This window comes from Pseudonocardia sp. DxW (genome assembly GCF_058448985.1).
Genome location: NZ_JBZFLK010000005.1, coordinates 162,321 through 174,907 on the forward strand (window position 1 = coordinate 162,321; position 12,587 = coordinate 174,907).

Below are 12,587 nucleotides of genomic sequence, written 5' to 3' on the forward strand. Positions count from 1 at the left end.
TGAGACCGGTGCCACCCCTGGCGCCGGACGGCGGATGCCGATACGGCAGGCTGGCGGCATGGCGATCTCGTGGGGCCCGCTGCTGCGCAAGGCCGCCGACCTGGCGTTGCGGCTGCTGAAGGACTCCCAGAAGCAGCAGGGGCAGCAGAAGCAGCGACCCCGGTCCGCGCGCCCGTCGGCGCCACCGGCGGCGGCGGGCCGGGTGCGCGCCGCGCCGACCGGTGAGCGCGCCCGGCAGGTCGTCTACGCCCCCGAGCCGGACGGCTCCGCCGACCCGGGCGAGATCGTCTGGACCTGGGTGCCCTACGAGGAGGACCCGAACCAGGGCAAGGACCGCCCGCTGCTGGTCGTCGGCCGGTCCGGCGGGGACCTGCTCGCGCTGATGCTGTCCAGCCAGGAGCGGCGGGCCGGCGACCCGGACTGGGTGGGCATCGGCTCCGGGGCCTGGGACCGGGAGGGCCGGGAGTCCTTCATCCGGCTGGACCGGGTGCTGGAGATCGACGAGCACGGCATCCGCCGGGAGGGCGCGGTGCTCGACCGCAGCCGGTTCGACCGGGTCGCCACCGAGCTGAGAAACCGTTACGGCTGGCGCTGAGCACGGTGTATGGTCCCGATCATCATGAGGCTCTGACGACGTCCCCGACCGCGGCCGTGGCTCTCGCCCCCGCCGGTCGTCCTCCGTGTCCCGGAGCGTCGTCGTGTCATCCGCTGTTGATCTCCAGGCCCTCACCGCGCACGGCCTGACCCACTCCTACGCCGCCCGGGCGGGCCGGCCACCGGTGCTCGACGGCATCGATCTCACCGTGGCGCCCGGCACCCGGCTCGGCCTGATCGGGGAGAACGGCACCGGGAAGTCGACGCTGCTGCGGCTGCTCGCCGGCGTCGAGCGGCCGGACGCCGGGCGGGTCCGCGCACCGGCCGATCTGGTGTACCTGCCGCAGGAACCGGCGCTCGACGCCGACGGCACCGTCGGTGACCTGCTCGACGACGCGCTGCGCCCGCTGCACGACGCGGTCGCCGAGCTGGAACGCCTGGCCGCCGAGCTGGCCGACGACCCGTCCGCCGCCGCCGGTTACGACCGGATGCTCGCCTGGGCGGTGGCGCACGACGCCTGGGACGCCGACCGCCGCGCCGAGGTCACCGCGGGCGCGCTCGGCGTCGCCGATCTGGACCGGGACCGCCCGGTCGGGACGCTGTCCGGCGGGCAGCGCACCCGGCTCGCGATGGCCGCCGCGCTGGTCCGCCGCCCGGCCTGCCTGCTGCTCGACGAACCCACCAACCACCTCGACGACGCTGCACTCGACCTGCTGGAACGCTCGCTGACCGAGCTGCCCGGGGTGGTCGTCGCGGCGAGCCACGACCGGACGTTCCTGGACCGGGTCTGCACCGGTCTGTTCGATCTCGACGCGGGTGCGCTCGGCACCGACGGCGACGGCGGCCGCCGGTTCGGCGGGTCGTTCACCGAGTACCTGGGCGCGCAGGCGGCGAGCCGGCGGCGCTGGGCGGAGACGTTCGCCGCCCAGCAGGAGGAGATCGGGCGGCTCCGCGAGCGGGCCCGGACCGCGACGTCCGCGATCGCCCCGGGCCGCGGCCCGCGGGACAACGACAAGTTCATCCACGCCTTCAAGGGCGCGAACGTCGAGCGCACCCGGGCCCGCCGGGTGCACGACGCGCAGCGCCGCCTGGAGGTCGCCGAGCGGGCGGCGCTGCCGAAGCCGCCGCAGCCGCTGCGCTTCGCCGGCCGGCTGACCGGCGACGGCAGCGCCGGTGGGGGCCTCGCGGTGCGGGTCCGCGACCTGGTCGTCGCGGACCGGCTGCGGCTCGACCGGCTGGACCTGCCCGCCGGATCGGGGCTGCTCGTCACCGGCCCGAACGGGTCCGGGAAGTCGACGCTGCTGGCGGTGCTGAACGCCGATCTCGCGCCGTCGTCGGGCACCGTGGACGTCCGGGCCCGGCGGATCGGGCTGCTCGCCCAGGACCCCGACGTCGGGCCGCCGGAGCGCACCGCGGCCGACGCCTACGCCGCGCTCCTGGGCCCGGCCCTCGCCGAGCGGGTGCCGCTGCGCGAGCTCGGCCTGCTGCACCCGCGCGAGCACGGCACCCGGGTCGGCGAGCTGAGCCTGGGCCAGCGGCGCCGGCTGGCGCTGGCGGTGGCGATCGCCGACGCGCCGGACCTGCTGCTGCTCGACGAGCCGACCAACCACGTCTCGCTGCGGCTGGCCGGTGAGCTGGAGGAGGCGCTCGGGTCGGCGCCGGGGACGGTGCTGGTCACCTCGCACGACCGGTGGTTGCGGCGGAGGTGGGAGGGGCCGGTGCTGGAGCTGCGGGCCGCTAGTTGAGGCTCTGCTCGTCCGGGAAGGTCCCCTGTGGTGCCGGCACCGCACGGAGCCGGTCGAGCAGCCCGCGCTCCCGGGCGAGCAGCCGGCGCACCTCGCGCAGCCGCTGCACCGGGTCGGTCTGTTCGAGCAGGTCCTGCCGGTCGGCCAGCGGGAGCAGGCAGTCCTCGGCGAGCAGGTGGGCGAGCTCGGCGGTGGGGGTGTCGTCGCCCGGCTCGGACCAGTCCCCGGCCCGCCAGGCGGTCCCGCAGTAGCTGCGGTGCGCCGCCCGCGCCGCCCCCTCCAGCATCGTGACCAGGCGCGGATCGGTCCCGCCGGTGGGGGTGCGGTCGGGCAGGAACTCGACGGTCCCGCACATGTAGGACCGGCTCTCCCGGTCGACGTCGAGCAGCCGGAACCGGCGTCCCCCGCGGGTGACGATGTCGTAGCGCCCGTCGGGCAGCCGGCGCGCGTCGAGCAGCACCGCGGTGCAGCCGACCCGGTGCATCCCGGCCGCGCCGGACCGGTCGGGGGAGTGCCCCTCGCGCACCGCGACGACGCCGAACTCCTTGTCCGGCACCGTGCCGGTGATGAGATCGACGGTGAGCTGCCGGTAGCGGGGCTCGAAGATGTGCAACGGGAGCGCCGCGCCGGGCATCAGCACCGTCCCCAGCGGGAACAGCGGAATCGTCGCGGCCACCGGTTCACGGTAATACGACGTCGGTCGGCCCGCCCGACCGCCGGTCGGCCGCGCCGCGTGCGGGCGGGCGGAGCACCGCGAAGGCGTCGGTCACCCGGAGCGTGCGGTCGGTGAACCGGAACAGCGCGGCCGGACGCCCGCCGGCCCGGCCGGGCGGCACCGTGCCGCCGGTGGGCTCGAGCAGATCCCGCCGGGTCAGGACGCGTTGCAGGTTGGTCGCCGACACCGGGTGCCCGAGCGCGGCGACGTAGTGCTCGCGCAGCGCCGAGATGGTGAACGCGGCGGGCGCGAGCGCGAACCCGAGGTTGGTGTAGGACAGCTTGGCGCGGAGACGCTCGCGGGCGGACTCGACGATGCCGGCGTGGTCGAACGCGGTCGGCGGCAGCGCCTCGATCTCGTGCCAGGCGGTGTCCGCGGGCAGCTCCGGATCGGCGTCCGAGGGCACCAGGCCGAGGAAGGCGGTCGCGATCGTGCGGGGTCCGGGGGTGCGGTGCGGGTCGGAGAACACCGACAGCTGCTCGACGTGCGCGATCTCCCGGACGTCGACCTTCTCGGCGAGCTGGCGGCGGACCGAGCTCTCGACGTCCTCGTCGGCGGCCAGCCGCCCGCCGGGCAGCGACCAGCGGCCCGCGTCCGGGGCGAGCGCGCGCTGCCACAGCAGCACCCGCAGCCGGCCGTCCCGGATGCCGAGCACGGCGGCGAGTACCTCGTGCTGGGCCGGCGGGTACGTCACGGGGGGAGCCTAGGGGGCGTTTCGGGAAGCACGGGCGGGTGACGGCCGGGTAGCCACAAGGTGAGGTCCCGGTCACGCCGTGGGTGTCCGGGCCCCGGCCCCGGTGCTACGATCTGCCTAGTTTCCGCTCACTAGGCGAAAACCTGATCGGCCCGGGAGGGCGAGATGACCGGAACGCTGACGGCACCGGGGGCGACAGCGGTCGACCCGGCCTGGGCCGACGAGGTCCGCACCCTGGCGCGCAGGCGGGACGCGGTCCTGCTGGCGCACAACTACCAGCTGCCCGAGATCCAGGACGTCGCCGACCACGTGGGGGACTCGCTCGCGCTGTCCCGGATCGCGGCCGCGTCGGAGGCGTCGACGATCGTCTTCTGCGGCGTGCACTTCATGGCCGAGACGGCGAAGATCCTCGCCCCGGACAAGACCGTGCTGATCCCGGACGCCCGGGCCGGCTGCTCGCTCGCCGACTCCATCACCGCCGAGCAGCTGCGGGAGTGGAAGGCCGAGCACCCGGACGCCGTCGTCGTGTCCTACGTGAACACCACCGCGGCGGTGAAGGCCGAGACCGACGTGTGCTGCACCTCGTCGAACGCGGTCGAGGTCGTCGACTCCATCCCGCGCGACCGTGAGGTGCTGTTCCTGCCCGACCAGTTCCTCGGCGCGCACGTCCGCCGGGTGCTCGACCGGGAGAACATGCACGTGTGGGCCGGGGAGTGCCACGTGCACGCCGGCATCAACGGCCGCCAGCTCGCCGACCAGGCGCGATCGCACCCGGAGGCCGACCTGTTCGTGCACCCGGAGTGCGGCTGCGCGACGTCGGCGCTCTACCTGGCGGGCACCGGTGCCGTCCCGGAGAGTCAGGTCAAGATCCTCTCCACCGGCGGCATGATCGACGCCGCCCGCGCCACCGGCGCGAAGGAGGTGCTGGTGGCGACCGAGGTCGGGATGCTGCACCAGCTCCGCCGGGCCGCACCGGAGATCGAGTTCCGCGCGGTCAACGACCGGGCCTCCTGCACCTACATGAAGATGATCACCCCGGAGGCGCTGCTCCGGTCGGTGCGGCACGGCACCGACGAGGTGCACGTCGATCCCGATCTCGCCGCGCGCGGTCGGGCCGCGGTCCAGCGCATGATCGAGATCGGCAACCCGGGGAGCGCGGAGTGACCTGGGAGGCCGGCGCCGATCTGGTCGTCGTCGGGTCCGGGGTCGCCGGACTGACCGCCGCGCTGGACGCGGCCGCCGCCGGGCTGCGCACCGTCGTCGTCACCAAGGACGGGATCGGCGAGGGCTCCACCCGGTGGGCCCAGGGCGGGGTCGCCGTGGTGCTCGGCGACATCGCCGGGGACAGCCTGGAGGCGCACGTCGCGGACACGCTCGCCGCAGGCGGCGGGCTGTGCGACCCGGTCGCGGTGGACACGATCGTCCGCGGCGGGCCGGCCGCGGTCCGCAGGCTCCGCGAGCGCGGCGCCCTGTTCGATGCCCGCGGCACCCGCCTGGAACGGACCCGCGAGGGCGGCCACTCCGCGCTGCGCGTGGTGCACGCCGGCGGCGACGCGACCGGCGCCGAGATCGAGCGCGCCCTGGTCGAGGCCGCCCGCTCCGAGGGGCTGACCGTGCTGGACGGGCACGTCGCGGTGGACGCGCTGCGCGACGCCACCGGCCGGGTGGTCGGGCTGTCCGTGCTCGACGGCGACGGCCGCGCCGGGACGCTGCGCGCCCCCGCGGTGCTGCTGGCCTCCGGCGGCTACGGCCAGCTCTACGCCTCCACCACCAACCCGGCGACCGCCACCGGGGACGGGATCGCGCTCGCCCTGCGGGCCGGGGCGACCGCGTCCGACCTGGAGTTCGTGCAGTTCCACCCGACGGTGCTGTGGTCCGGCCCCGGTTCGGACACCGCGGGCAGGCGTCCGCTGGTCACCGAGGCCGTCCGCGGTGAGGGCGCCGTGCTGCGCGACCGGACCGGGCACGCCTTCATGGCCGCCGTGCACGAGCGCGCCGACCTGGCCCCGCGCGACGTCGTCGCCGCCGCGATCACCCGGCGGATGATCGAGACCGGCTCGGACTGCGTCTACCTGGACGCGACCGGGCTGGACGGGTTCGCCCGCCGGTTCCCGACCGTGCACGCCTCCTGCGCGGCCGTCGGGATCGATCCCGCGACCGACCCGATCCCGGTCACCCCGGCCGCGCACTACGCCTGCGGCGGGGTGGTCGCCGACACCGACGGCCGCACCGGCGTGCCCGGGCTGTACGCGGCAGGCGAGGTGGCCCGCACCGGCCTGCACGGCGCGAACCGGCTGGCGTCGAACTCGCTGCTGGAGGGCCTGGTGGTGGGGGAGCGCGCGGTCCGTGCGGTGCTGGCCGACCGCGGGCTCGCGGCGCTGTCCGCGCCGGTCGAGCCGGCTCCGGCGCTGCCGGTCGCCGACCGGGCGGTGGTGCAGCGGGCGATGACCACCTGCGCCGGCATCGGCCGGGACGCGACCGGGCTGGCGACCGCGTCGGACGCGATCGAGGCCGCCACCGTCACCGCGGTCCCGGTCGCCCGCGCCGGGGTGGAGGACGCCGCGCTGACCCTGCTCGCGCAGGCGGTGCTCACCGCGGCGGGCACCCGCCGGGAGACCCGCGGCTGCCATGTGCGCACCGACTTCACGGACCGCGACGACGTGCACCAGCGGGCCTCGCTGCCGGTCCGGCTGGACGGCTCCGGCCGCCCGGTGGTCGTCGCCGACGCCCTGGTCGGTGCGGCGTGACCGCCCGGATCGCGGCCGGCGTCGGCGGGAACGCGTCGATCGGCGTGCCCGACCCGGACGACCTCGACCGGGTGGTGCGCACCGCGCTCGCCGAGGACCTGCGTTACGGGCCGGACGCGACGACCCGGGCCACCGTCCGCACCGACGCGATGGCGCACGCCGCGTTCACCCCGCGCGCCGACGGCGTCCTGGCCGGGCTCCCCGCCGTGCACGCGGTGCTGCACGCCGTCCTCGGCGACGGGATCGGCCCGGGCACCGGGCAGGCGCAGTACGAGGTCGGCTACTCGGTCGTCTCGACGGCGGCCGACGGGGACCGGCTGCGGGCCGGGGAGCCCGCGCTGGTCGTGTACGGGCCGGTGCAGGGGCTGCTCACCGCGGAGCGGACCGCGCTGAACCTGCTGTGCCACCTGTCCGGGATCGCGACCGCGACCCGGGCCTGGGTGGACGCGGTCGAGGGCACCGGCGCCCGGATCCGGGACACCCGCAAGACGCTGCCCGGGCTGCGGCTGCTGGAGAAGTACGCGGTGCGCTGCGGTGGCGGGGTCAACCATCGGCTCGGGCTGGGCGACGCCGTCCTGATCAAGGACAATCACGTCGCCGCCGCCGGATCGGTGACGGCGGCGCTCGCCGCGGCCCGGGCCGCCGCCCCGGACCTGCCCTGCGAGGTGGAGGTCGACTCGCTGGCGCAGCTCGACGAGGTGCTCGGCCTGGCACCCGAGCTGGTGCTGCTGGACAACTTCTCGGTCGCCGACACCGCGACCGCCGTCCGCCGCCGGGACGCCGCCGCGGCCGCTTCCGGGCACCGCACGCTGCTGGAGTCCTCCGGCGGGCTGGCCCTGGTGAACGCCCGCGGCTACGCGGAGACCGGGGTCGACTTCCTCGCCGTGGGTGCGTTGACGCACTCGGTGACCGCGCTGGACCTCGGACTGGATCTCGTCGCGGGCTGACCGCGCCGGCCGCACCGGCCGCCCGGCCCGTCCGGGCAGCCGGTCCGGCGGGTTGCGTGGGCTCCGGGATCACCGGCCGAGCAGCTCCGGCTGGACCGGCGCCGGATAGCGGACCGAGAACCGCACGTCGCCGAGCAGCTCGCGGATCCGCTGCGCGGCGGCGTCGATCCCGGCGAGCGCCGCGCTGCCGACGTCGGTCCCGGCGCACATCCGGGTGGCGATCGTGCCGTCCGGGCGCTGCACCCAGCTCCCGGCGATCCGCCCGTCCACCCAGATCGCCGGGCCGCCGTTGCCGTTGCGGTCGAACAGCAGTGGCGCCGCCTCGGGGCCGAGATACCAGTCGCGGGCCTTCCAGCCCATCGTCGTCGGGTCGAGGCCGGGCAGCAGCGCCACCGACGGCCCGGGGTCGCCGACCGGGTCGACGTCGTCGGGCAGCAGATGGCCGGTGCTGCCGCCGTCCAGCGACACGGTGACGGCGCCGACGTCGGCCAGCGCTGCCGTCGTGGTCGCCACCGTCCAGCCCGCCCACCAGCGCAGGTCGTCCCGGGTCGCCGGGCCGAACGCCCGCAGGTAGGCGCCGGCCAGACCGGCCGCCGCGGTGCGCCGGTCGAGCGGCTCGCCGAGCCCGCCGGGCAGCCAGTCCCCGGCGGCGGCCCAGCGGTACTGGCCGTTGATCCAGGTCCCGGTCGGGCGGGCGCGCAGCACCCGGCCCTCGAACCCGAGGACCAGCAGCACCCGGGTGTGCGCGGGGTAGCTGCCCGGACCGATCTGCACAGCCGTCCCGGACAGCTCCGGCAGGGCGGTGCCGATCTCGCGGGCGGTGGTCGGGCCACGCTCGGCGAGCAGGTCGAGCACGGTCCGCGCGGTGTCGTCGAACCAGGCCGGCGGATCGGCGATGCCGGCGGCGCCGAGCTGGATCATCAGGGCACGGCGCTGCACGGCGGCGACGTCGACCGTGGCGGCGTGGTGGGCCAGCGCGGCGTGCCGGTGGCCGAACACCCACAGGGTGCGGCGCATCGCGTGGTGACGGAGCAGGGTGCGGTCGTCGTACAGCGCGGCGGAGACGGCCTCGAGGGTGGGGGAGTGCATCCGGGCGGCCGCCGACAGGTAGACGGTGACCGGGTCGGTGGAGTGCAGGGCGACCAGATCGTCGGCGACGGCGACGACGTCGTCGGTCCGGGTGTGCGGTGCCAGCCGGTGCCGGAGGACCAGCCGGGCCCGGCGCTCGGCATCGGCCACGTGCCGGACGGGCTCAGCGGTGCTCATGACCGGAGGGTGCCACGGGGCGCCGACGGTCACGGCTGCGCGGTCAGGGCGCCGACGGACACGGTCCAGGCACGGCTCCGTCGGTCACGGCTCCGACAGGGACGTCCGTCAGTCGGGCAGCCGGCGGGCAGCCAGCAGGGCGGCCAGGTTCGTGGTGAGCGGCACCGGGGTGTCGAGCACCAGCTGCTCGCCGGGACGGGCCCGGGCCGTCTGCACCCAGCGGCCGTCGCGCAGCGTGTAGCCGGTGGCGTCCGGCCCGGCGGCGGTGAGGTCGATCCGCAGCAGGTGCCCGATCCCGGCGGCCGCGTACAGCGCGGGTTTCACCTGGTCCTCGGTGCGCCGCCGGTTGGCCCCGTCGATCTCGACCACGAGCCGGACGTGCCGGGCCTCCCACACCACCGTGTCCGGGTCGATGCCTGGCCCGGCATCGACCACCGCGAGATCCGGGATGAGGATGCGGTCCGGCCCGAGCCGCACGTTCACCGCCTCGAACACGTCGAGATCGTCCGGGCGGGCCCGTTCGAACAGGTACCAGAGCCGCGACGACAGCTTCTGGTGCGGGCTGCCCGGGCTCGGGCTCACGAGGAGCCCCCCGTCGAGCAGCTCGATCCGGCGCCGGTCGGCGGGCAGCTGGAGGAAGCCGTCCTCGGTCCAGTGTTCGGGCGCGTCCGGCTCGGGGTCGTAGGCGGGTGCGGCCATCGGCTGATCACCTCCGGGGCGTCGGTGTCCATGGTGGCAGCATCGACCGGGGGTACGACAGTTCCGGCGGTCGCGGTGTGATCCCCCCGGCGGGTCGAGTTCCTGTCGGACCCCCGCCGTACCCTGGGGGTCATGCTCCGCCGTTTCGACCTGCGATCCGACGCGCTACCCCGGCCGGCCGTCCTGCGCGGGGTGATGCCGCGCGCCGAGCTGGATGTCGACGGCGCGATCGCCGCCGTCCGCCCGCTCGTCGACGCCGTGCGCGAGCGCGGTGCACAGGCGGCGCTGGAGGCCACCGAGCGGTTCGACCGGGTCCGCCCGGAGACGGTGCGGGTCCCGGCGGCCGAGCTGGCCGGTGCGCTGCGCGATCTCGACCCGGCCGTGCGCGCTGCGCTGGAGACCTCGATCGAGCGGGCCCGCCTGGTGCACCTGGAGCAGCGCAGGGCCGACGTGGTCACCGCCGTGGTGCCGGGCGGCACCGTCACCGAGCGGTTCGTCCCGGTCCGCCGGGTCGGGCTGTACGCGCCGGGCGGATTGGCCGTCTACCCGTCGAGCGTGGTCATGAACGTGGTCCCGGCGCAGGCCGCCGGGGTCGAGTCGCTGGTCGTGGCCTCGCCGGCGCAGGCCGAGTTCGGTGGCCTGCCGCACCCGACGATCCTGGCCGCCGCGGCCCTGCTCGGTGTCGACGAGGTGTGGGCGGTCGGAGGCGCGCAGTGCGTCGCGCTGCTGGCCCACGGCGGCACCGACACCGACGGCGGTGAGCTGGAGCCGGTCGACATGGTCACCGGCCCGGGCAACATCTACGTCACCGCCGCGAAGCGGATGCTGCGCGGCGTCGTCGGGATCGACGCCGAGGCCGGCACCACCGAGATCGCGATCCTGGCCGACGACACGGCCGACGCCGGGCACGTCGCCGCCGACCTGATCTCACAGGCCGAGCACGACCCGAACGCGGCATCGGTGCTGGTCACCGCCTCCGAGGAGCTCCTGGCCCAGGTCGAGATCGAGCTGGAGAAGCGGGTCGCGGCGACCAAGCACAGCGAGCGGGTCCGCACCGCACTGACCGGGCCGCAGTCCGGGGTGGTCCTGGTCCGCTCGCTCGACGACGGGCTCGCCGTGGTCGACGCCTATGCCGCCGAGCACCTGGAGATCCAGACCGCCGACGCGGCCGCGGTCGCCGCCCGGGTCCGCAACGCCGGCGCGATCTTCGTCGGTGCCTACTCGCCGGTGTCGCTGGGCGACTACTGCGCCGGATCGAACCACGTGCTGCCGACCGGTGGCTGCGCCCGGCACTCCGGCGGGCTGTCGACATCGACCTTCCTGCGCGGGGTACACGTCGTCGACTACACCGCCGAGGCGCTGCGCGAGGTCGCCGAGCGCGTGGTCACGCTGGCCGACGCTGAGGATCTCCCCGCGCACGGCGAGGCCGTCACCGCCCGCTTCGAGGGGGACTCATGAGCACGCCGGGGGAGGGGGTCCGGCTCGACGATCTGCCGCTGCGCGCCGACCTGCGCGGGAAGAGCCCCTACGGGGCGCCGCAGCTCGACGTCGCCGTCCGGCTCAACACCAACGAGAACCCGTATCCGCCGCCGCCCGAGCTGGTCGCCGATGTCGGCGCGGCCTGCGAGGAGGCGGCCCGGGAGCTGCACCGCTACCCGGACCGGGATGCGGTGGCCCTGCGCGCCGATCTCGCCGCCTACCTGACCCGGCAGACCGGGGTCGCGCTGAGCGAGCGGAACCTGTGGGCGGCGAACGGGTCGAACGAGATCCTGCAGCAGCTCCTGCAGGCGTTCGGCGGGCCGGGGCGCACGGCACTCGGGTTCGTGCCGAGCTACTCGATGCACCCGATCATCTCCTCGGGCACGCAGACCGAGTTCGTGCCGGTCCCACGCCGGGCGGACTTCTCGATCGACATCGACGCCGCGGTCGCCGTGCTGGCCGAGCAGGCGCCGGACATCACGTTCGTGACCAGCCCGAACAACCCGACCGGGCAGTCGATCGATCCCGCCGGCCTGGCCCGCCTGGTCGACGCCGCACCCGGGCTGGTGATCGTCGACGAGGCCTACGCCGAGTTCGCCGAGGCCACCGGGCGGCCCAGCGCGACCACGCTGCTGGCGAGCCACGGGCACAAGCTGGTCGTCTCCCGCACCATGAGCAAGGCGTTCGCCTTCGCCGGTGGGCGGCTCGGCTATCTCGCCGCGGCACCGGCGGTCGTCGACGCGATCGCGCTGGTCCGGCTGCCCTACCACCTGTCGGTGCTGGCGCAGGCGTCCGCGCGGGCCGCGTTGCGGCACGCCGAGGCGACCCTCGGCTCGGTGGCACTGCTGGCCGCCGAGCGGGACCGCGTCTGCGCGGAGCTCGCCGCCGCCGGATACGACGTGATCCGGTCCGACGCCAACTTCGTGCTGTTCGGCCGGTTCGCCGACGCCGGGCGGGCCTGGAAGGGTTTCCTCGAACAGGGCGTGCTGATCCGTGACGTGGGTATCCCGGAGCGGCTGCGGGTCACGATCGGAACCCCCGAGGAGAACGACGTCTTCCTCCAGGTCGCAGGTGACCTCGCCATCAAGGAGCTGTTGTGAGCAGAGTGGGTCGCGTCGAGCGCGTCACCAAGGAGACCCGGATCGTCGTCGAGATCGACCTCGACGGCACCGGCACGACCGACATCGACACCAAGGTCCCGTTCTACGACCACATGCTGGATGCGTTCGGCAAGCACGGCTCCTTCGACCTGTCGGTGCAGGCCACCGGGGACGTCGAGATCGACTCGCACCACACCGTCGAGGACGTCGCGATCGTGCTCGGTCAGGCGATCCGGCAGGCGCTGGGCGACAAGAAGGGCATCCGCCGCTTCGGCGACGCCTGGATCCCGATGGACGAGGCGTTGGCACACGCGGTCGTCGACGTGTCCGGGCGACCGTACACGGTGTGCACCGGCGAGCCGGAGATGATGCGCGGCTTCGTCGTCGGCGGGCACTACCCGACCGTGCTGAACAAGCACGTGTTCGAGTCGCTGGCCTTCCACGGGCACCTCGCGCTGCACGTGCGGGTGCTCGACGGGCGGGATCCGCACCACATCACCGAGGCGGAGTTCAAGGCCGTCGCCCGCGCGCTGCGCGCGGCGACCGAGCCCGACCCGCGGGTCAGCGGGGTGCCCTCGACCAAGGGCGCGCTGTAGCGGCG

At 75.4% G+C, this 12,587-nt stretch carries 12 protein-coding genes; 8 read left to right on the forward strand and 4 right to left on the reverse strand.

What is annotated here, in order from left to right; all coding sequences use genetic code 11:
• The first annotated feature begins 58 nt into the window (after positions 1 to 58).
• Complete coding sequence (locus ACVJO7_RS09665) at positions 59 to 595, forward strand: type II toxin-antitoxin system PemK/MazF family toxin (RefSeq protein ID WP_491672563.1); 537 nt, start codon at positions 59 to 61, stop codon at positions 593 to 595.
• Between the two features lie 103 nt (positions 596 to 698).
• The gene (locus ACVJO7_RS09670; protein WP_491672564.1) at positions 699 to 2,339 is read left to right on the forward strand and encodes an ABC-F family ATP-binding cassette domain-containing protein; all 1,641 of its coding nucleotides are present in this window, start codon (positions 699 to 701) and stop codon (positions 2,337 to 2,339) included.
• On the opposite strand, the gene ACVJO7_RS09675 is transcribed toward ACVJO7_RS09670, so the two are convergent.
• Together ACVJO7_RS09675 and ACVJO7_RS09680 are read right to left on the reverse strand one after the other, a co-directional pair.
• The gene (locus ACVJO7_RS09675; protein WP_344018910.1) at positions 2,332 to 3,015 is read right to left on the reverse strand and encodes an LON peptidase substrate-binding domain-containing protein; all 684 of its coding nucleotides are present in this window, start codon (positions 3,013 to 3,015) and stop codon (positions 2,332 to 2,334) included. The genes ACVJO7_RS09670 and ACVJO7_RS09675 overlap by 8 nt on opposite strands.
• Positions 3,016 to 3,019: 4 nt before the next feature.
• Entirely contained in the window at positions 3,020 to 3,748 is a 729-nt protein-coding gene (locus ACVJO7_RS09680; protein WP_344018912.1) for an NUDIX hydrolase, read from the reverse strand.
• A gap of 165 nt (positions 3,749 to 3,913) precedes the next feature.
• Here ACVJO7_RS09680 and nadA point away from each other — a divergent pair, with 165 nt between their 5' ends.
• The 3 genes from nadA to nadC are packed head-to-tail and all read left to right on the forward strand — an operon-like array spanning position 3,914 to position 7,442.
• Positions 3,914 to 4,912 carry a quinolinate synthase NadA gene (nadA, locus tag ACVJO7_RS09685; RefSeq protein ID WP_491672565.1) on the forward strand — a complete coding sequence of 333 codons (999 nt, stop codon included), beginning with the start codon at positions 3,914 to 3,916 and terminating at the stop codon, positions 4,910 to 4,912.
• Complete coding sequence (locus tag ACVJO7_RS09690) at positions 4,909 to 6,495, forward strand: L-aspartate oxidase (protein ID WP_491672566.1); 1,587 nt, start codon at positions 4,909 to 4,911, stop codon at positions 6,493 to 6,495. The genes nadA and ACVJO7_RS09690 overlap by 4 nt, the downstream gene beginning before the upstream one ends.
• Positions 6,492 to 7,442 (forward strand): carboxylating nicotinate-nucleotide diphosphorylase, encoded by a 951-nt coding sequence (gene nadC, locus ACVJO7_RS09695; protein WP_491672567.1) that lies wholly within the window; start codon positions 6,492 to 6,494, stop codon positions 7,440 to 7,442. Before ACVJO7_RS09690 ends, nadC begins: the two co-directional genes overlap by 4 nt.
• Positions 7,443 to 7,511: 69 nt before the next feature.
• On the opposite strand, the gene ACVJO7_RS09700 is transcribed toward nadC, so the two are convergent.
• Together ACVJO7_RS09700 and ACVJO7_RS09705 are read right to left on the reverse strand one after the other, a co-directional pair.
• Positions 7,512 to 8,708, reverse strand: coding sequence for a winged helix DNA-binding domain-containing protein (locus ACVJO7_RS09700; protein WP_491672568.1), 1,197 nt, complete (start codon positions 8,706 to 8,708; stop codon positions 7,512 to 7,514).
• Positions 8,709 to 8,816: 108 nt separating this feature from the next.
• A complete protein-coding gene (locus ACVJO7_RS09705) occupies positions 8,817 to 9,407 on the reverse strand; it encodes a Uma2 family endonuclease (protein ID WP_491672569.1) in 591 nt (196 codons plus the stop codon).
• Between the two features lie 132 nt (positions 9,408 to 9,539).
• Here ACVJO7_RS09705 and hisD point away from each other — a divergent pair, with 132 nt between their 5' ends.
• Genes hisD through hisB form a run of 3 tightly spaced genes read left to right on the forward strand, consistent with a single transcriptional unit; the run spans position 9,540 to position 12,582 of the window.
• Positions 9,540 to 10,865, forward strand: coding sequence for a histidinol dehydrogenase (gene hisD / locus ACVJO7_RS09710; RefSeq protein ID WP_491672570.1), 1,326 nt, complete (start codon positions 9,540 to 9,542; stop codon positions 10,863 to 10,865).
• Positions 10,862 to 11,986, forward strand: a complete 1,125-nt coding sequence (locus ACVJO7_RS09715; RefSeq protein ID WP_491672571.1) for a histidinol-phosphate transaminase — start codon at positions 10,862 to 10,864, stop codon at positions 11,984 to 11,986. The genes hisD and ACVJO7_RS09715 overlap by 4 nt, the downstream gene beginning before the upstream one ends.
• Entirely contained in the window at positions 11,983 to 12,582 is a 600-nt protein-coding gene (gene hisB, locus ACVJO7_RS09720; protein WP_491672572.1) for an imidazoleglycerol-phosphate dehydratase HisB, read from the forward strand. Before ACVJO7_RS09715 ends, hisB begins: the two co-directional genes overlap by 4 nt.
• Positions 12,583 to 12,587: the final 5 nt, after the last annotated feature.

Excerpts from the sequence above, each read along its gene's own strand:
- ACVJO7_RS09665 (WP_491672563.1), top strand. The coding sequence starts at position 59 with ATGGCGATCTCGTGGGGCCCGCTGCTGCGCAAGGCCGCCGACCTGGCG.
- nadA (WP_491672565.1), top strand. The coding sequence starts at position 3,914 with ATGACCGGAACGCTGACGGCACCGGGGGCGACAGCGGTCGACCCGGCC.
- ACVJO7_RS09700 (WP_491672568.1), bottom strand. The coding sequence starts at position 8,708 with ATGAGCACCGCTGAGCCCGTCCGGCACGTGGCCGATGCCGAGCGCCGG.
- ACVJO7_RS09705 (WP_491672569.1), bottom strand. The coding sequence starts at position 9,407 with ATGGCCGCACCCGCCTACGACCCCGAGCCGGACGCGCCCGAACACTGG.
- hisD (WP_491672570.1), top strand. The coding sequence starts at position 9,540 with ATGCTCCGCCGTTTCGACCTGCGATCCGACGCGCTACCCCGGCCGGCC.
- ACVJO7_RS09715 (WP_491672571.1), top strand. The coding sequence starts at position 10,862 with ATGAGCACGCCGGGGGAGGGGGTCCGGCTCGACGATCTGCCGCTGCGC.